Genomic DNA, 18,538 nt, shown 5'->3' with positions numbered 1-18,538 from the left:
AACAGGACTGATGATCACCATGAGCGGCATCCTCGCCGGCAAGCGCGTCCTCGTCACCGGCGTCCTCACCGAGAGTTCCATCGCCTTCCACGCGGCCCGCACGGCCCAGGAGGAGGGCGCCGACGTCGTCCTCACCGGCTACGGCCGGCTCGCCCTCGTCGAACGCATAGCGGCCCGGCTGCCCAAACCGGCGCCCGTCGTCGAGCTGGACGTCACCGACCCGGACCACCTGGCCGCGCTGCCGGACGCGGTGCGCGGGCACTTCCAGGGCGGCGACCGGCAGGCGGGGGACGCCGTCCTCGACGGCGTGGTGCACTCCATCGCCTTCGGCCCGCAGGAGGTGTTCTCCTTCCTCGACGCCGGCTGGGACGCGGTCTCGCGCGCCGTCGAGGTCTCCGCGTACTCCTACAAGTCGCTGGCCACGGCCCTGCTGCCGCTGATGCCGCGCGGCGGGTCGCTGGTGGGCGTGACCTTCGACGCGCAGGTGGCGTGGCCGCGCTACGACTGGATGGGCGTGGCCAAGGCCGCGCTGGAGTCCGTCAACCGCTACCTGGCCCGCGACCTCGGGCCGCGCGGCGTGCGCTGCAACCTGGTGGCGGCCGGCCCGCTGAAGTCGATGGCGGCCAAGTCCATCCCGGGCTTCGACGACCTCGCCACGCTCTGGCCCGACCGGGCCCCGCTCGGCTGGAACGCCACCGACCCCTCCCCCGCCGGCCGCGCGGTGGCCGCGCTGCTGTCGGACTGGTTCCCCGCCACGACGGGCGAGATCGTCCACGTGGACGGCGGGGTCCACTCGACGGGCGCATGAGCGTCCCCCTCGCGGCCCCCTCCCCGCCCTCCTGTTGACGCGAGTCGACGGACCCGCAGCCGACCCACTAGGGTGACGCTCCGTGGCTGCACGACCGTTGAACGAAATCGTCGAACCGGGCTGGGCCAAGGCGCTGGAGCCGGTGGCCGGGCGCATCGCCGCGATGGGCGACTTCCTGCGCGCCGAGATCGCCGCGGGCCGGACCTACCTGCCCGCGGGCCCGAACGTGCTGCGCGCCTTCCAGCAGCCGTTCGACGACGTACGGGTGCTCGTCGTCGGACAGGACCCGTACCCCACGCCCGGCCACGCCGTCGGCCTGAGCTTCTCGGTGGCGCCGGAGGTCCGGCCGCTGCCCGGAAGCCTGGAGAACATATTCCGCGAGCTCAACACCGACCTGGGACTGCCCCGCCCGTCCAACGGCGACCTCACACCGTGGACGCGGCAGGGCGTCCTGCTGCTCAACAGGGCGCTCACCACCGCCCCGCGCCGGCCCGCCGCGCACCGCGGCAAGGGCTGGGAGGAGGTCACCGAGCAGGCGATCCGCGCCCTGGTGGCCCGGGGCAAGCCGCTGGTGGCGGTGTTGTGGGGGCGGGACGCCCGCAATCTGCGGCCGCTGCTGGGCGGCGTGCCCTGCGTCGAGTCGGCGCACCCCTCCCCCATGTCGGCCGACCGCGGCTTCTTCGGCTCGCGGCCGTTCAGCCGGGTCAACGACCTGCTGCTGGGGCAGGGTTCCGCGCCGGTGGACTGGCGTCTGCCCTGACGGGCCGCCCGGCGGTAGGGTGCCCGGTCATGGCGGACGCGACGGGGCACGGGGGCCGGCCCGTACTGGGCGTGGACTCGGGGGGTTCGGGGGTGCGCGTGGCGCTGGACGCCGGGGACGGCGGGCCGGTGCGGGTGCGTACGTCGACGGTGCCGGTGGCGACGGCCGGGCGCGGCATGGACGCCCGCGGGCTGCTCGGCCAGGTGCTGCCGCTGGCCCGGGAGTTGCTGGCCGAGTCCGGCACCGCGGCCCCCTGCGCGGCGGTCTGCGTGGGCGCCTCCGGCATGGCCACGCTCGGCGAGGAGCTGCGGGCGCTGCTGCCCGACGCCCTGCACCGCGAACTCGGCGCGCCCCTGCTCGCCCTGGCCTCCGACGCCGTGACGGCGTACGCGGGGGCGCTCGGCGCGCGCCCCGGCGCGGTCGTCGCGGCGGGTACCGGCCTCGTGGCGCTGGGCACCGACCTGACGCCCGGCGGCGGCTGGCGGCGCGTGGACGGCTGGGGCCACCTGCTCGGCGACTGCGGCAGCGGCGCCTGGATCGGCCGGGCCGGCCTGGAGGCGGCGCTGCGCGCGTACGACGGGCGCACGGGCGGCTCGGCCGCGCTGCTGGAACGGGCCGAGGCGCTGTTCGGGCCGGTGGCCGGGCTGCCGGCCCGGCTGTACCCGCGCCCGGACCGCCCCGCCGTGCTGGCGTCCTTCGCCCCGGAGGTGGCCCGCTGCGCCGCGGCCCACGACCCGGTCGCGGCGGGCGTGCTGCGGGCCGCCGCCGGCCACATCGCCGGGGCGGCGGCCGCGGCGTGCCCGCGGCGCGGGAGTAAGGGAAGTCACGACGTGGCCGACGTGGCCCTGACCGGTGGGCTGTTCCGGGTCGGCGAGCCGCTTCTGGGGCCGGTGCGCGAGGAGTTGCGGAAGCAACTGCCGTACGCACGCTGCGTGCCGGCCGCGGGCGACCCGCTCGACGGCGCCCTGCACGTGGCCGCGGCGCTGGCGGCCGGCCGGCTGGCCCTGCCGGTGGACGGCACGCTGCTGTGCGTCGTCCGCTGATCACTTCCGGGCCCTTCGGAGAGGTCTCGTAGGAGTGAACGAATAAAACCGGACAGACCTTGTCCAGTTACCCCCAGTCGAACGTCGAAGTCCTATGAACGGCTAACATGCGGCGCCATGAGCTCCCCCACAGGACCCGCGTCCGGCCTGCCAGTACGAATGCCACGCCCCCGCCAGCCCGGGCGGCACCGGCGGCCCGAGCCCGTGGTCGCTCCGGCGGGTGCGCCCCCGCTGGTGCTCGCCGTGCCCGGGACGCCCGACCTGACCATGCGTCGCACCGCCGAGGAGATCCTCAGCATCGCCCGTTCCGAGCTCCCCGGCCTCGACGCGCGCGTCGGCTACGTCGACGCGGCCGAGGCCGACGCCGGTGAGGGCTTCCCCGCGCTGGAGGCCGTCCTCGGCCACGCCGCCGCGCAGCGCGCCGCTCGCACCGGCGAAGCGCGCGAAGCCGCCGCCGCGGGCGACGAGGCCGCCGCCGAGGCCCTCGCGGCCTGGGACCGGGCGCCCGACGCCGTGGTGGTCCCGCTGCTCGCGGGGCCGGACAGCGCCGCGCTGCGCCGGATACGCCAGTCGCTGATGAACAGCGGCGCGACCGGCGAGCTGACCGCCGCGCTCGGCCCGCACCCGCTGCTCGCCGAGGCGCTGCACGTGCGCCTGTCGGAGGCCGGCCTGGCCCGTGCCGACCGGGCGCGCCTGTTCACCGTGGCGACCGCCGCCGACGGCATCGTGCTGGCGACGGTCGGCGGCGAGGAGGCCGTGCAGGCCGCCGGCATCACCGGCATGCTGCTCTCGGCCCGCCTGGCGGTGCCGGTGCTGGCCGCCGCGCTGGACGAGGACGGCGCGATCACCCGCGCCGCCGACCAGCTGCGCTCCTCGGGCTCGCACCAGCTGGCGCTCGCGCCGTGCCTGGTCGGCCCGGAGGTGGACGGCAGCCTTGTCGACATGGCGGCGAAGGAGGCCGGCTGCGAGGCCGCCGAGCCGCTGGGCTCGTACCCGGCGATCGGCAAGCTGGTGCTGGCCAAGTACGCGGAGGTGCTGGGCATCACCCCGCAGCCCGCACCGCAGGGGACACCGGTCCGCTGACGTGCCGCGTGCCGTCGCGCGCATCCCGGGAGGGGCCTTCCGCACCGCGGAGGCCCCTCCGGCACGTTCAGGCCAGGACCACGCAGGAGGCGGCGGGCAGCCGCAGCGTGCCGCCGCGGGACGGCAGGCCCGTACCGGGGTCGACGGTGAACCAGGTGACGTCGCCGGAGCGTTCGTTGGCCGCGTAGAGCACGCCGCCGTCCGGATGGGCCGTCAGGTCGCGCGGCCAGTGGCCGCCGCAGGACACGGTGGAGCGCAGCTCGCAGGTGTCGCCCGCGGCGTCGAGGGCGAGGGTGGCGATGCTGTCGTCGCCGCGGTTGGCGGCCCACAGCAGACGGCCGTCGGCGGAGATCACGGGTGCCGACGGGTACGTGGGGTCCGCGGCGCCGTCGGGCACCACCCGGGTCACGGCGCCGGGCTCCAGGGTCCCGGTGTCCGCGTCCCAGCGGCACACGGTCAGGGTGGGCTCGAGCTCGTTCAGGACGTAGGCGCGGTCGCCGCGCGGGTGGAAGACCAGGTGCCGGGGGCCGCTGCCGGGGCGCAGCCGCGCCTGGCCGTGCGGTACCGGCAGGCCGCTCAGCGGGTCGATCGCGTAGATCCACACCGTGTCCGTGCCGAGGTCGGTGGCGAGCACCCAGCGCCCGGAGGGGTCGGGTACGACGGCGTGGGCGTGCGGCCCGGCCTGGCGACCGGTGACGGGCCCGGAGCCGCGGTGCGGGTACACGGCGGCCGGCGCGCCGAGCGCGCCGCCGGTGCGGACGGGCAGCACGCTGACGCTGCCGGAGCCGTAGTTGGCGGTGAGCAGCACGGACCCGGCGACCGCGAGGTGGGTGGGCCCGTCGCCGCGTACGGGCACGGGGGCGCCCAGCATCTCGGGGCGCGCCGGGTCGGCGAGGGAGAAGGCGGCGGCCGCGCCCTCGTCGGTCTCGCTCACTGCGTAGAGCACGCCCCGGCCGGGTGAGAGCGCCAGGTAGGAGGGGTTGGGGAGGGTGTCGCCGGCGAGGCGGTGGACGGGCGTGAGCGTGCCGGTGCCGTCCGTGACGCGGGCGACGGTCAGCCCGGGGCCGCCCGCCTGCGTGAACGAGCCGATGTAGGCCCAGCGCTGCCGCTGTCCGCCGCCGTCCGTCATGCCGTTCTCCCCTTCGCACACCCGTGTCCGCGGTCGGTCCGACGCTACACGCCCGGTGCCGTGGTGGCCCGTGGGCGCTGTGGTGCGGCCAGGTGCCGGGCGAGGAAGGCGCGGACCAGCCCGCGGACCAGGGGGACGGTGGTGGCGGGGTCCCGCGGTCCGACCAGGGCGGCGCGGCTCTCGGCAGTCATCAGGCCGGCGGCCTGGAGCCGGGGCGCGAAGGCGGCGTGGTCGGTGAAGACCCAGTGGGCGGTGCCGGTGAGCTCGTGCCGGACGGCGTGGCCGCGGGAGCGGCGGCAGGCGGCCTGCCAGGACCGGTCCCGTTCCGTACGGCCGGCGAAGCCGTCGGTGCCCAGCAGGAGCAGCGGCCGGTCCGCGCCGTCGCGGGCGACGGGGAACAGCTCGCCCGTGGGGTGGTCGAGGAAGCCCTCCAGGTTCACGGCGGCGCGCAGCCGGTGGTCCTCGTGCAGGGCCTGGGCGACGGCGGTGCCGCCGGCGGAGTGCCCGTAGGCGGCCGTGCGCCGCAGGTCCAGCGTGCGGCCGAGCCCGGCGGGCAGGGGTCGGCCGTCGGCGTCGGTGCCGTGGCCGGCCGCCCAGTCCTCCAGCCGGCCGAGGACGAAGCGGAGGTCGGCGACGCGGGCGTCGATCAGGGTGCGGAAGAGGGCGGGGTCGGTGCGCGGGTCGCCCCGGAGGACGCTCTCCCGGAGGACGCCGGTCCGGTACGGCGGCGCGGGGCGGGGGAACTCGACGCCGCACGCGTCGCCCGGGTGGTCGACGGTCACGACCACGTGGCCGTGGGAGGCCAGGTCCTCCGCGAGGGCGGTGCCGAGGGTGCGGGGGTCGCCGCCGCCGGGGCTGTACAGGAGGACGGGCCACCGGCCGGGCAGCACGGGAGCGCCGGCGTACGCGTGGGTGCGCGGGCCCGCCCAGTCCACGCCGGCGGCGGGCAGCCCGGGGTGGGCGGCGGGCTGGAACTCCGCGAAGGACGTGGCGGCGCGGGCGGTCATGTAGGGGGCGGGCGGGTGTCCTGTGGTGGCGCGGGCGGGGTGGTGCACCGTCAGCATCAGCTCGCGTACGGGGATGCCCGGCTCCAGCGGGTCGCGCCGGGTGCGGTCGACGAGGTGGAGGGCGGTGGCGCCGACGCGATACGGGCCGGTGGGCGCGGGCAGCAGCGGGGTCACCGGGCCGGTGGTGCGGGTCCGGGCGGCGGCGGACGTAGGCTGACCGGTCGTCAGGAGGGCGGCGGTCGAGAGCGCGGTCGCGGCGAGGAAGTCTCTGCGGTTCATGCCGGGCATGCTGGCGCGGGGCGGGGCGGCCGGGCGATCTCTGAGGCCCTGGCCGAAAGGATGGCGCGGCAGGCGGTGGTGTGCTGCGCCGCGGGGTGAGGTGGTGCGGGGTGATCCGGATACGGCTGGGGGCCGAGGACGTCGCCGGGGTCAGGTTCGCGCCCCGGCCGGCTCCGCTGCAGGAGCTGAACACGGCGCTGAGCATGCTGTTCCTGCCCGCGGCCGTCTCCCCCTCCGCCGGGCTGCTGTCCGGGCGGTGGCGGCAGCGGGTGCTGCGCGCGCTGCCGGCGGCCATGGAGCCGCTGGGGGATCTGGTCCCGGGCGGGCGGGCCCCGCTGTTCCTCGACGAGTTCCGCGACGGTCTCGCGGCGGCCCTGGACGCCGCCCGGGAGACGGAGCCGGCGCTGGTCCGCGGCGAGATCGAGCGTGTGTACGCCGGCCACGCGGGGCCCGTACCGCCGTGGGTGCGTGCCCTGCACCGGGGCGACGAGGACGCGTGGCAGCAGCTGCGCAGGGCCCGGCACGCGGCGTTCGAGGCGGTGGTGCGCCCGGTGTGGCCGGTGGTGCAGGACCTGCACCGGGAGGAGTTCACGCGGTACGCGCTGGCCGTGGCGGAGCACGGCACCGGGGCGGTGCTCGCCGGGCTGGTGCCCGGGGCGCGGCTGGCCGCGGGCGTCTGGGAGCTGCCGTCGCCCGAGGAGCGGGAGGTGGTCCCGGCCGGCCGCGGGGTGGTGCTGGTGCCGACGTTCCACTGGACGGGGCACCCGCTCCTGTCCGACGTGCCCGGCCGGCCGGTGCACGTGACGTACCCGGCCGGGCGGGGGCTGCCGCCGGGGCCCGACGGGCCGTACGTCACGGAGGACGCCCTGGCCGCGGTGCTGGGCCGGACGCGCCTGGGTGTCCTGCTGGTGCTGGCGGAGGAGCACACCACGGGCGGGCTGGCCCGGCGGCTGGGCGTCAGCGCGGCCACGGCCTCGGCCCACGCGGCGGCGCTGCGCGGGGCGGGGCTGGTGGACAGCGTGCGGGCGGGGCGGTCGGTGGTGCACCGGCGGACGGCGCTGGGCGGCCTGCTGGTGGGCCGGCTGGGGTGACGACCGGCGGTAAGGGCCACCGGGAGGGGCCATTGGCTCGCTCGTGGCGCAGCCGTACGCGCGGTAGGTGGGCCATTGGCCCAGTGTTCCGGGTCTCTCTTGAGCCAAACGCCGGGTGATGGTCTCATGGAGGGGTCGATGGCGCTGCGGATCTCCGCGGCGCCTTTGTCATGCCGGACACCCATTGCCGAACGGAACAGGGGGGCGCGTTGCTGAAGAGGATGTTCGTGGTCGCGGACCCGGGCCGGCTGCGGTTGCGCAGCGCGGCCCGTGCCGTGCTCGGAGTGGGCCTGGCGGTCGCGGTGAGCGGCCTCGTCACGCACGCGCTCCCCGCGGCCGTCGCGGGCGGCCTCGCCGCGCTGCTCGCCCTCTTCACCGTCACCGACGCGCGCGTCCCCGCGCAGGGCCTGACCACCGCGCTGCTGCCCGTCGTGGGCTTCCCCGTGCTCGCGCTGGCGACGGCGCTGCACGGGCAGGCCCTGGCGCGGGACGGCGCGTTCCTCGCGATCGTGCTCGGCGGCGTGTACGTGCGGCGCTGGGGCCCGCGCGGCCAGGCGCTGGGGATCTTCGCGTTCATGATGTTCTTCATGGCGCAGTTCCTGCGGGCCGTGCCGGAGCAGCTGCCCGTCCTGTACGGGGCGATGCTGCTGGCCCTGGCCGCGTCCTCGCTGGTCCGCTTCGGGCTGTGGTGCTTCGAGCGGCGGACGCCGCCGCCGGCCGCGCCGGCTCCCTTGGCCGCCCGCGGGCTGGCCCGGCCGACGACGCGGCTGGCGGTCCAGAACACGGTCGCGGCCGGGCTCGCGCTCGGCGTGGGGCAGCTGGTCTCGGGCGAGCGCTGGTACTGGGCCGTGGGCACCGCCTGGTGGATCTTCGTCAACACCGCGTCGCGGGGCGAGACGCTCGTCCGCGGCTTCCGGCGCGTGGTCGGCACGCTGGCGGGCATCGGCGTGGGGCTGCTGGTGGCGGTGCCGCTGCACGGTGCCCCGCTGCCGACCGTGCTGCTGGTGGCGGCCTGCGTGTTCGGCATCTTCTACACGGCGGCGCCGTCGTACAGCTGGATGATGTTCTTCGTCACCGTGATGGCGGGGCTGCTCTACGGGCTGCTGGGCGTGCTGCACCCGGGGCTGCTGGCGCTGCGCCTGGAGCAGACGCTGGTGGGTGCCTTCGGTGCGGCGATCGCAGTGGTGGCGGTGCTGCCGGTGACGACGCACGCCGCGACCGACGCGTGGATCCACCGCGCCCTGCTGGCCGTGCGGCGCTGCACCGCGGAGTCGGCGCGGCGGCTGGCGGGCGACGAGGCCGCCGACCCGTCGCCGCACGTGGCCGAGCTGGAGCTCGTCCTGGGCCGGGTGCGGGTGGCGGTGGCGCCGCTGCTGCACCCCCTCAGCCCGCTGCGGGCCCGTAAGGAGCGGGCGGCACTGGTCATCGCGCGGCTCGACGAGTGCGCGCGGCAGGCGCGCGGCCTGGCCGAGGTCGCCGCGGACCCCGACGCCTCGCACGACGCCCGGCTGACAGCGGCCTGCCGGCGCGTGGAGGAGGCGCTGCACGCCCTCGTCCCGGTGGCCGCGGAGACCGAGGCCCCGGCGCGCGCCGTGGAGCCGGCAGCGCCGGCGCACCACCCGGGCGCCGAACGGGCCCTGGCGCACCTGCACCACCTGGAGCGGGAGCTCGCGGAGCTGGCGGCCCCGCTGCTGGGGTCGGGCAGGCCGCTGGCCGGCGCCTGACCCGCACCCCGTCCGGGGACGTGCCGCAGCACGGGGCCGCCGGTGGGCCATTGGTACAGTTCGAGGCCCCCGACAGCGAGCCCGAGGGAGCGGATGGCCCATGGCGGTGGACGCGCTCGACGCGCGGATCCTGCGGCTGCTGCTGGAGCAGCCGCGGACGAGCGCGCGGGAGTACGCGCGGCTGCTGGGCATCGCCCGGGGCACGCTCCAGGCCCGGCTGGACCGGCTGGAGCGGGACGGTGTGATCACGGGGACGGGGCCGCGGCTGTCGCCGGCGGCGCTGGGCCATCCGGTGCTGGCGTTCGTGCACATCGAGGTGACCCAGGGGCACCTGGACACGGTGGCCGAGGGCCTGGGCGGCGTGGCCGAGATCATCGAGGCGTTCTCGATAACGGGCGGCGGCGACCTGATGGCGCGCGTCGTGGCGCGGGACGCCGCGCACCTCGAGGACGTGATCCAGCGGCTGGTGCAGCTGCCGGGCGTGGTGCGCACCCGTACCGAGATGGTGCTGCGCGAGCGCGTGCCCTACCGCATGGAACCGCTGGTGGAGGCGGTGGGCCGGGCCGCCGCCCGCCGGTCCGCCCCCGAGGGGACGGACCCCCGGTAACCAGGTCGTTTCGAAGGTCGTTCTGACGGCCCGTCGGGCAAGGCCGCCCCGGCTTCTCCGCGGGAATGCACCGATGCGATCATCGGCTCGCTCATTCCCACGCGAGAGAAGGTACACATGGAACGGAGCCGCAGAAGACCCGTGCGCCGGTGGGGCGTCGTGGCGGTCGCCTCGGCCTCGGCCCTCGCCGTCGCCCTCCCGGCGACGGCCGCCCAGGCCGCGAGCGGTCCGTCGGGCATATCCGCCCAGGGCGCGTTCCTGCTCGACAGCGGCAAGAACAAGGCGCTGTGGAGCAAGGCCGCGGACACCCGGCGGCAGATGGCCAGCACCACCAAGATCATGACCGCGGTGACGGTGCTGGACACCAAGGGCGTCAACCTGGACCGCAAGGTCACCATCAAGCAGTCCTACCGGGACTACGTGGTCCGCACCGGCGCCAGCACCGCGGACCTGCGCACCGGCGACCAGATGACGGTGCGGCAGCTGCTGTACGCGCTCATGCTGCCGTCCGGCTGCGACGCGGCCTACGCGCTCGCCGACACCTTCGGCACCGGCAGCACGGAGGCCGCCCGGACCGCCTCGTTCATCGGCAAGATGAACCAGAAGGCCGCGTCGCTGGGCCTGAAGAACACCCGGTACGACTCGTTCGACGGCATATCGCAGCGCGGCGACAACTACACGACGCCCCGTGACCTGGCCGCCCTGGCCCGGCACGCGATGGCCAACACCACGTTCGGCACGGTCGTGAAGTCCGCCAGCACCCGGCAGAAGGCGCAGAACGTCAACCGCCTCTACACCTGGTACAACACGAACAAGCTGCTCGGCTCGTACAAGGGTGCCGTGGGCATCAAGACGGGCACCGGCACGGCCGCCGGGCCGTGCCTGGTGTTCGCCGCCGAGCGCGGCAAGCGCACGGTGGTCGGCGTCATCCTCAACGACGCCACGAACCGCTACCCGGACGCGACGAAGATGCTCGACTGGGCGTTCGACACCAAGACCAAGGTGACGCTCCGCACGCTGCCGCCGTCGGCCCAGAAGGACTGACGCCGGGCGCTCCTCGGCCGGGCCGGCCGGATTCAGCCGAGGAAGGTCAGGCGCACCTGGCGGTCGGGGTTGTCGACGTTGGTGTCGACGAGGCACACCGACTGCCAGGTGCCCAGCTCCAGCCGGCCGCCGATGACGGGCAGCGTGGCGTGCGGCGGGACGAGGGCGGGCAGGACGTGGTCACGGCCGTGGCCGCGGTGGCCGTGCCGGTGGCGCCAGCGGTCGTCGGCGGGCAGCAGGTCGTGCAGCGCGGCGAGCAGGTCGTCGTCGCTGCCGGACCCGGTCTCCAGCACCGCCACGCCCGCCGTGGCGTGCGGCACGAAGACGTTGAGCAGCCCGTCCCGGCCGCCGGCGGCCTCGCGCAGGAACGCTTCGCAGTCGCGCGTGAGGTCGTACACGCGCTCGGTGGAGCCGGTGGTGATGTCCAGGACGCGGGTGTGGAAGGTGTCGGTCATGGTTCCATCTTCCCGCCCCGCGGGGCCGGGCCCCGTATCAGTCCCACACCACGACCTGCACCGTGACCTTCTCGGGCAGCGGGAACGAGGCCGAGACCATCTCGAAGGCCGCGACACGCCCGCCGGTGGTGGTGAAGCAGTACGTTCCGGAGACAGCGTTGCTGTTGCCGCGGGTGAGGGGCACCCAGACGGGCTGCGTCGGTACCCCGCCGGGCAGCCGCCGCACGCACTCGGCCCGGCTCAGTTCCGTGGCGCTCCCGGGTGCCTCCGCGGCGCGACCGCTCATCACCACGACGCTGGCCGACGCGGAAAAGTCGCCCCGCAGGTCGTCGTCCACGCCGACCAGGCGGCCGGGGCTGCTCCCGTCGACGTCGGCTCCGACGTCCGAGGCCTGGTTCAGGCTCAGCGGAAGGGTGACCAGGCCCGTCCACCGTGCCTTGGCCGACGGCGCCCGCGACGGCGAGGCGGTGCGCGTCGGTTCGTCGGCCGGGTCGGGTGACGGCGAGACCCTGCGGGGCGGTGCACTCTCCGTTCCCCCGCCGCCCGTACCGCCCACGAGGGCATCGGCAGAGGCGGTGGGGGTGACGTCGTCGTGATCGTGCCCTCCGCCCCGGTCGGAGAAGGCGAGGGTCGCCCACGCTCCCACGACGGCCGCGACGATGGTCCCGGCCACGGCGATCCACGCCGGTCCGTACCCGCGCCCGGACGTGTCCGGTCCTTCGCCCCCGGTCCCACCGCTCATGTCCCGTCCCCCGATTCGCCCGGCCCCCCGAGTTCCGGCCATTGCACCCCCGGGCCCGTCCCCCGGGCGAGGGGCGGGCCACCAGGCAGAGAAGCAATCGGGGGCTTGCGGCCGGGGGCGAGCGCCCCCGACACGCGTGCGCCCCTGGCCGCTCGCTCTTCACAACCCCCGCGCCGCTGCGGCAGGATGAGCCACCGGAACCACCGGACGATCACCGTCCGCTCCCGGCCGTGAGGAGGTGCCCGTCCGTGCGCGTCGCCCTCTTCGTCACCTGCGTCAACGACACGCTCTACCCCGCCACCGGGCGTGCCGTCGTCACGCTGCTGGAACGGCTGGGGGTGCGGGTGGAGTTCCCCGCCGCGCAGAGCTGCTGCGGGCAGCCGCTCTTCAACTCCGGTCACCGCCGCCCCACCGAGCCGCTGGTGCGCCGCTACACCGAGGTGTTCGCCGGCTACGACCACGTGGTCACACCCTCCGCGTCCTGCGCCGCCATGGTGCGGGAGCAGTACCCGCGCATCGCCGCGCGGGCCGGGGACGGCGGGGCGCTCGCCGCGGCGGTGGCGGAGGTGGCGGCCCGGACGCGGGAGCTGACCGAGTTCCTCGTCGACGTGCTGGGCGTCACCGACGTCGGCGCGCGCTTTCCCCGCACCGTCGCCTACCACCCCACCTGTCACGGCCTGCGGGCGCTGGGCCTGGGCGACCGGCCCCGGCGGCTGCTGGAGCAGGTCGACGGGCTGCGCCTGCGCGAACCGGCCGGCGCCCAGGAGTGCTGCGGCTTCGGCGGCACCTTCGCCGTGAAGAACGCCGCCGTCTCGGCCGCCATGGGCACCGACAAGGCACGCGCCCTGGTGGCGACCGGCGCCGACGTGGTGTGCGCCGTCGACAACTCCTGCCTCGCGCACCTCGGCGGCATCCTCGCCCGCCGCGGTTCGCGCGTCCGCCCGTTGCACCTCGCCGAGATCCTGGCGTCGAGGGACGGGAGCGGGGCGTGAGCCGTACGTACGTGGGCATGCCCGCCTTCCCGCGCGCCGCCGCACGCGCCGTGGACGACGCCGTGCTGCGCGCCAACCTGCGCCGCGCCACCCACACGATCCGCGACCGCCGGGCCGCCGCGGTGGCCGAACTGGCGGACTGGGCGCAGCTGCGCACCGCCGCCGCGGCAATCAAGGACCGGACGCTGCGCCACCTCGACCACTACCTGCTGCGCCTGGAGGAGAACGTCACCCGGGCCGGCGGCACCGTCCACTGGGCCGCCGACGCCGACGAGGCGAACCGGATCGTCACCCGGCTGGTGCGGGACACCGGCGAGCGGGAGGTGGTCAAGGTCAAGTCGATGACGACGCAGGAGACGGGGCTGAACGCCGCACTGGAGGAGGCGGGCATCCGCGCGTACGAGACGGACCTCGCCGAACTCGTGGTGCAGCTCGGCGACGACCTGCCCTCCCACCTGCTGGTGCCGGCGATCCACCGCAACCGTGCGGAGATCCGGGAGCTGTTCCGGGACCGCATGGGCGCCTGGGGGCGGCCCGCACCCGAGGGGCTCACGGACCGCCCGGCCGAGCTGGCGGAGGCGGCGCGGCTGCACCTGCGGGAGAAGTTCCTGCGCGCCAAGGTGGCCGTGTCCGGTGCCAACTTCATGGTGGCCGAGACCGGGACGCTGGTCGTCGTGGAGTCCGAGGGCAACGGGCGCATGTGCCTGACCCTGCCCGAGACGCTGATCTCCGTGGTCGGCATCGAGAAGACCGTGCCGGCCTGGCGCGACCTCGAGGTCTTCCTCCAGCTGCTGCCGCGCTCCTCCACCGCCGAACGCATGAACCCCTACACGACGATGTGGACCGGCACCACCGACGGTGACGGGCCGTCCGCCTTCCACCTCGTCCTCCTCGACAACGGCCGCAGCGACGCCCTGGCCGACGTCACCGGCCGGCAGACGCTGCGCTGCATCCGCTGTTCCGCCTGTCTCAACGTGTGCCCCGTCTACGAGCGGGCCGGCGGCCACGCCTACGGCTCGCCCTACCCGGGGCCGATCGGTGCGGTCCTCACGCCGCAGCTGCGGGGCACGGCCTCGCCGCTGGAGCAGTCGCTGCCCTTCGCCTCCTCGCTGTGCGGCGCCTGCTACGAGGTCTGCCCCGTCGCCATCGACATCCCGGAGGTGCTGCTGCACCTGCGCGAACGTGTCGTGGAGGGCGGCGAGGCCACGGTGCGCGGCGTACGGACGGTCGTACGGCCGGCCCGGCGGCGGGCCCTGGAGGGCGCCGCGGCCCGCGCGGCCGGGCTGGTGCTCGACCACCCGGCGGCGCTGCGGCGCGCCCAGCGCCTGCTGTACCGGACCCGCGGCCTCCACCCGCGGCGGCTGCCCGGACCGGGCCGTGCCTGGTCGGCGGCGCGGGATCTGCCGCCCGTGCCGGAGGAGTCGTTCCGGGACTGGTGGGCCCGCACGCGCGGGGACGGCGCCGGCCGGGGAGGGACGGCGTGACCGGCCGCCCCCACGACCCGGCGCGCGAGCGCGTGCTGGCCCGCATCCGGCGGGCGCTGGCGGACGTGCCACGCCACGAGCGGCCCGGCGACCATCCGGTGCCGCGCGCTTACGCCCTGACGCACGGCGAACGGACCGCTGCCGAGCGCGTCGCGCTGCTGGCCGCGCACCTGGAGGACTACCGCGCCACCGTGCACCGCGCCGGCGCCGCGGAGCTGCCGGAGCTGCTCACGGGGCTGCTGCGGCGGCGCGGGGCGCGCCGGGTGGTCGTCCCGGCCGGGGTGCCGCCGGAGTGGCTGGCCGGCGTGGGGGCGGGCGCGGGTGTCGAGATGGTGCCCGACACGCCCGGGTTGACCACCGGGGAGCTCGACCGGGTGGACAGCGTGGTGACCGGCTGTGCGCTGGCCGTCGCCGAGACCGGCACGCTGGTGCTGGACGGCGGCCCGGGGCAGGGGCGGCGGCGCATCACGCTGGTGCCCGACCACCACGTCTGCGTCGTGCGGGTGCCGTCCCAGGTCGTGGACTCGGTGCCGCAGGCACTGGGGCGGCTGGACCCGCTGCGGCCCCTGACCTGGATCTCGGGGCCCTCGGCGACCAGCGACATCGAACTCGACCGCGTGGAGGGCGTGCACGGGCCCCGGACCCTGGAGGTGGTCCTCCTGGACGAGGCGGCACCGTGAGCGGGGACGTGCTGCTGCCCCTGTCGGGCGTGACGGTGGTCGCCCTCGAACAGGCCGTGGCCGTGCCGTTCGCCACCCGGCAGCTGGCGGACCTGGGAGCCCGCGTCATCAAGGTCGAGCGGCCCGGGGGCGGTGACTTCGCCCGCGACTACGACCGCCGCGCCAAGGGGCTCTCCGCCTACTTCGTGTGGGTCAACCGCGGCAAGGAGAGCGTGGTCCTGGACCTGAAGGACGCGGAGGACCGGGCGCTGCTGCACCGGATCACGGCCCGCGCCGACGTGTTCGTGCAGAACCTCGCCCCGGGCGCCGCCGCCCGCCTGGGCTTCGGTGCCGAGGCGCTGCGGGCCCGCGACCCCCGGCTGATCACCTGCGACCTCTCCGGCTACGGCCCGGACGGCCCCTACCGCGAAAAGAAGGCGTACGACCTGCTGGTGCAGTGCGAGGCGGGGCTGGTCTCCCTCACCGGCAGCCCGGAGGAGGTGGCGCGCCCGGGGATATCCGTCGCCGACATAGCCGGCGGCATGTACGCCTTCTCGGGCATCCTCACCGCGCTGTACGAGCGGGAACGCACCGGCCGGGGCAGTGCCCTGTCCGTCTCGCTGTTCGACGCGCTGGCGGAGTGGATGGGGCACCCGTACTTCGCCGAGGCGTACGGCGGCGAGCCCCTGCCCCGCAGTGGCGCGCGGCACCCGTCGATCGCGCCGTACGGGCCGTACCGGTGCGGCGACGGGGCGCGGGTGTTCCTCGGCGTGCAGAGCGACCGGGAGTGGGTGGCGCTGTGCGAACGGGTCCTGCGCCGCCCGGAGCTGGTGCGGGACGATCGGTTCGCCGACAACCCGCTGCGGCACGCGCACGACGAGGAGCTGACGGCCGTGCTGGAGGGGTGCTTCGCGGGGCACACGGCGGACGGCCTGTGCGTCCTGCTGGACGCGGTGGGGATCGCCAATGCGCGGTTGCGCACGGTGGCGGAGTTCAGCCGTCATCCGCAGCTGGTGGCGCGGGGCCGGCACCGGGAGTTCGCCTCTCCCGCCGGGCCTCTGCAGGGGTTGCTGCCGCCGGTGGAGGTGGCCGGGCGTGAGGCGGCGATGGGCGCGGTGCCGGCGCTGGGCGAGCACACGGCGGCCGTCCGGGCGGAGTTCGCCGCCGGGACGTAGGAGCGGTCGGGTCAGACCTTGGCCGTGAGGTGGGTGTCGCGCCGGACGAGGGCGGCGTAGAGGCCGTCGCCGTCGATCAGTTCCTCGTGGGTGCCGCGCTCGGCGATCCGCCCGTGGTCGAGCACGACGATCTGGTCGGCGTGGCGGACGGTGGAGAGCCGGTGGGCGATGGTGATGGTGGTGCGTCCGGCGGTGAGGGCGTCGATGGCCTGCTGCACCGCGTGCTCGGTGTGGGTGTCCAGGGCGCTGGTGGCCTCATCGAGGATGAGCACCGGCGGATCGCGCAGGATCGTCCGGGCGATGGCCAGGCGCTGTTTCTCGCCGCCGGAGAAGCGGTAGCCGCGCTCGCCGACCAGGGTGTCGTAGCCGTCGGGCAGGGCCGCTATGTACTCGTGGATCTGGGCTGCCTCGGCTGCCGCCCGGAGCTCCTCGTCGGTGGCGTCGGGCTTGGCGAAGCGGAGGTTGTCGGCGACGGAGGCGTGGAAGAGGTAGGTCTCCTGGGAGACCACGCCGACCGCGCGGGCGAGGCTGTCGAAGTCCAGGTCGCGGACGTCGGTGCCGTCGATGAGGACCCGGCCGCCGGTGACGTCGTAGAGGCGGGGCACGAGGGCGCCGAGGGTGCTCTTGCCGGAGCCGGTGGGCCCGACGACCGCGAGGCTGGTGCCGGCGGGGACGGTGAGGTCGATGCCGGTGAGCGCGGTGCTCGTGCCGTCGTAGGAGAAGGTGACGTCCTCGAAGCGCACCTCGCCGCCGATCTTCCGCAGCCGCACGGGGTTGGCGGGCTCGGTGATGTCCGACGGCATGTCCAGGTATTCGAAGATGCGCTGGAACAGGGCGATGGAGGTCTGCATCTGCACGCCGGTGGAGAGCAGGCTGACCGTGGGGCGGAAGAGGTTCTGCTGGAGCGAGACGAAGGCGACGAGGGTGCCCAGCGAGATGCCGGGGCCGCCCGTGCGCAGCGCGATGCCGGCGGCCCAGTAGATCAGGGCGGGCATGGCGGCCATGACGATGCCGATGGTGGACATCCGCCAGCGCCCGGCCATGTTGGTCCGCACCTCCAGGTCGACCAGGCGCTCGGACTCGGCGGCGAAGGCGTGCGTGAGGGAGTCGGAGCGGCCCATGGTGCGGCCGAGGAGGATGCCGCTGACGGAGAGCGACTCGGTGACCATGGCGGCCATGGCGGCCATCTGCGTCTGCCGCTTGGCGGTGATCCTTCTTCGTTCGTCGCCCACGTGCCGGCTGATGTGCGCGAACACGGGCAGCAGGAGCAGCGAGACCAGGGTGAGCCGCCAGTCGAGGGCGATCATGGCCACGACGGTGGCGATGACGCTGGTGAGGTTGGAGACCAGCGAGGTGGCGGTGGAGGTGACGGTGGCCTGCATGCCGCCGATGTCGTTGGCGATGCGGGACTGGACCTCACCGGTGCGGGTGCGGGTGAAGAAGGCCAGCGGCATGCTCTGCAGCCGGGAGTACACGGCGGTGCGCAGGTCGTGCATGACGCGCTGGCCGACGGTGGTGGAGATCAGGGTCTGGAGGACGCCGAAGACGCTGTTGACGACGGCGGCGAGGATCATGCCGAGGGCCAGCAGGGTCAGCAGGCCGGTACGGCCGTGCGGGATGGCGACGTCGAGGATCTCGCGGAGCAGGAACGGCGAGGCGACGGAGACGAGGGAGGAGGCGGCCACCAGCAGCCCGACGAGGGCGAGCCGGCCGCGGTAGGGGCGGAAGAGACGGAGGATGCGCCCCACCTGTGCGGGCTGATCCGGGTCCAGGGGTGGCGGGGTCCAGTTCGGTTCGTCGTGAGGCATGGGCTCCTTCAGCGAGGTGGCGAGGCCGAGCGGGGGCTCGGCCGGCTCCGGACACGCTTCGGTGACGCCGGGATGACGTCCTGAAGACGACGCTGAAGAGAGCATAGCTCATTGTTACCTATATTCACAGTGCACAAGGTCCTGATAAGATGACGATCATGACCGCCCCCGACTCGTCCTCCGGGCAGCTCGCCGAGCAGCTGCTGCGGCTCACCCGCAGGCTCCACCGCGCGCAGAAGCACTATCTGGACCCGGTGGGCATCACGCCCGCCCAGTCCCGCCTGCTGCGGACCGTCGCGCACTACGAGACCCCGCCCCGGATGGCGGACCTGGCGCAGCACCTGGAAGTGGTCCCCCGGGCGGTCACCACCCTCGTCGACGCGCTGGAGGCGAGCGGCGCCGTACGGCGCGTGCCCGACCCGTCGAACCGCCGGGTCACCCGGATAGAGATCACCGACGAGGGCCGGGCCACGCTGCGGACCCTGCGGGAGGCCCGGCGGGCGGCGGTCGAGGACATCCTCGCCCCGCTCAGCGGGGATCAGCGCGACGTCCTGGAGGGCCTGCTGACCACGCTGCTCGCCCCCACCGGGTCCCCCGCCGACCGGTCCGGCGGCCGGGGTGCCGACCGGGGTGCCGGCCGGGACTGAG

General features: G+C 75.4%; 18 protein-coding genes. 13 read left to right on the top strand and 5 right to left on the bottom strand.

Annotated elements, in window-relative coordinates; translation table 11 throughout:
- Positions 1–19: 19 nt before the first annotated feature.
- From fabI to IE305_RS04350, 4 genes are all read left to right on the top strand, one after another.
- On the top strand, positions 20–808 hold the full coding sequence (gene fabI, locus IE305_RS04365) for an enoyl-ACP reductase FabI (protein WP_190128219.1): 789 nt from the start codon (positions 20–22) through the stop codon (positions 806–808).
- An 82-nt stretch (positions 809–890) separates the two neighbouring features.
- Positions 891–1,568: a uracil-DNA glycosylase gene (locus tag IE305_RS04360; RefSeq protein WP_190127995.1), complete on the top strand. Its 678-nt coding sequence runs from the start codon at positions 891–893 to the stop codon at positions 1,566–1,568.
- Between the two features lie 29 nt (positions 1,569–1,597).
- Positions 1,598–2,611, top strand: coding sequence for an N-acetylglucosamine kinase (locus IE305_RS04355; protein ID WP_190127994.1), 1,014 nt, complete (start codon positions 1,598–1,600; stop codon positions 2,609–2,611).
- Positions 2,612–2,728: 117 nt separating this feature from the next.
- Positions 2,729–3,694, top strand: coding sequence for a sirohydrochlorin chelatase (locus IE305_RS04350; RefSeq protein WP_190127993.1), 966 nt, complete (start codon positions 2,729–2,731; stop codon positions 3,692–3,694).
- 67 nt (positions 3,695–3,761) lie between these two features.
- Here the strand turns inward: IE305_RS04350 and IE305_RS04345 are convergent, their stop codons facing one another.
- Entirely contained in the window at positions 3,762–4,823 is a 1,062-nt protein-coding gene (locus IE305_RS04345) for a lactonase family protein (RefSeq protein ID WP_190127992.1), read from the bottom strand.
- Positions 4,824–4,867: 44 nt separating this feature from the next.
- On the bottom strand, positions 4,868–6,109 hold the full coding sequence (locus IE305_RS04340; protein ID WP_190127991.1) for an alpha/beta hydrolase: 1,242 nt from the start codon (positions 6,107–6,109) through the stop codon (positions 4,868–4,870).
- A 110-nt stretch (positions 6,110–6,219) separates the two neighbouring features.
- Between IE305_RS04340 and IE305_RS04335 the strand changes: the two genes are divergently transcribed.
- The 4 genes from IE305_RS04335 (at position 6,220) to IE305_RS04320 (ending at position 10,575) form a co-directional block, all read left to right on the top strand.
- Positions 6,220–7,200 (top strand): helix-turn-helix domain-containing protein, encoded by a 981-nt coding sequence (locus IE305_RS04335; protein WP_190127990.1) that lies wholly within the window; start codon positions 6,220–6,222, stop codon positions 7,198–7,200.
- Positions 7,201–7,421: 221 nt separating this feature from the next.
- Complete coding sequence (locus IE305_RS04330) at positions 7,422–8,924, top strand: FUSC family protein (protein WP_190128218.1); 1,503 nt, start codon at positions 7,422–7,424, stop codon at positions 8,922–8,924.
- A gap of 100 nt (positions 8,925–9,024) precedes the next feature.
- Complete coding sequence (locus IE305_RS04325) at positions 9,025–9,531, top strand: Lrp/AsnC family transcriptional regulator (protein ID WP_190127989.1); 507 nt, start codon at positions 9,025–9,027, stop codon at positions 9,529–9,531.
- 117 nt (positions 9,532–9,648) lie between these two features.
- Entirely contained in the window at positions 9,649–10,575 is a 927-nt protein-coding gene (locus IE305_RS04320) for a D-alanyl-D-alanine carboxypeptidase family protein (RefSeq protein WP_190127988.1), read from the top strand.
- A gap of 32 nt (positions 10,576–10,607) precedes the next feature.
- On the opposite strand, the gene IE305_RS04315 is transcribed toward IE305_RS04320, so the two are convergent.
- Together IE305_RS04315 and IE305_RS04310 are read right to left on the bottom strand one after the other, a co-directional pair.
- Positions 10,608–11,030: a secondary thiamine-phosphate synthase enzyme YjbQ gene (locus IE305_RS04315; RefSeq protein ID WP_190127987.1), complete on the bottom strand. Its 423-nt coding sequence runs from the start codon at positions 11,028–11,030 to the stop codon at positions 10,608–10,610.
- Between the two features lie 37 nt (positions 11,031–11,067).
- Entirely contained in the window at positions 11,068–11,772 is a 705-nt protein-coding gene (locus IE305_RS04310; protein ID WP_190127986.1) for a hypothetical protein, read from the bottom strand.
- Between the two features lie 248 nt (positions 11,773–12,020).
- On the opposite strand from IE305_RS04310, the gene IE305_RS04305 reads away from it, so the two are divergent.
- The 4 genes from IE305_RS04305 to IE305_RS04290 are packed head-to-tail and all read left to right on the top strand — an operon-like array spanning position 12,021 to position 16,082.
- Positions 12,021–12,764 carry a (Fe-S)-binding protein gene (locus IE305_RS04305; RefSeq protein WP_190127985.1) on the top strand — a complete coding sequence of 248 codons (744 nt, stop codon included), beginning with the start codon at positions 12,021–12,023 and terminating at the stop codon, positions 12,762–12,764.
- Positions 12,761–14,248 (top strand): lactate utilization protein B, encoded by a 1,488-nt coding sequence (locus IE305_RS04300; RefSeq protein WP_190127984.1) that lies wholly within the window; start codon positions 12,761–12,763, stop codon positions 14,246–14,248. The genes IE305_RS04305 and IE305_RS04300 overlap by 4 nt, the downstream gene beginning before the upstream one ends.
- On the top strand, positions 14,245–14,928 hold the full coding sequence (locus IE305_RS04295; protein ID WP_190127983.1) for a LutC/YkgG family protein: 684 nt from the start codon (positions 14,245–14,247) through the stop codon (positions 14,926–14,928). The genes IE305_RS04300 and IE305_RS04295 overlap by 4 nt, the downstream gene beginning before the upstream one ends.
- A complete protein-coding gene (locus tag IE305_RS04290; RefSeq protein ID WP_229890510.1) occupies positions 14,925–16,082 on the top strand; it encodes a CaiB/BaiF CoA transferase family protein in 1,158 nt (385 codons plus the stop codon). The genes IE305_RS04295 and IE305_RS04290 overlap by 4 nt, the downstream gene beginning before the upstream one ends.
- 11 nt (positions 16,083–16,093) lie before the next feature.
- Here the strand turns inward: IE305_RS04290 and IE305_RS04285 are convergent, their stop codons facing one another.
- A complete protein-coding gene (locus IE305_RS04285) occupies positions 16,094–17,890 on the bottom strand; it encodes an ABC transporter ATP-binding protein (RefSeq protein WP_190127982.1) in 1,797 nt (598 codons plus the stop codon).
- Positions 17,891–18,048: 158 nt separating this feature from the next.
- Here IE305_RS04285 and IE305_RS04280 point away from each other — a divergent pair, with 158 nt between their 5' ends.
- Positions 18,049–18,537 carry a MarR family winged helix-turn-helix transcriptional regulator gene (locus tag IE305_RS04280; protein ID WP_190127981.1) on the top strand — a complete coding sequence of 163 codons (489 nt, stop codon included), beginning with the start codon at positions 18,049–18,051 and terminating at the stop codon, positions 18,535–18,537.
- Position 18,538 lies beyond the last annotated feature (1 nt).

Source organism: Streptomyces mashuensis (genome assembly GCF_014654785.1).
Classification (GTDB): domain Bacteria; phylum Actinomycetota; class Actinomycetes; order Streptomycetales; family Streptomycetaceae; genus Streptomyces; species Streptomyces mashuensis.
This window is presented reverse-complemented; position numbering and strand designations above follow the sequence as displayed.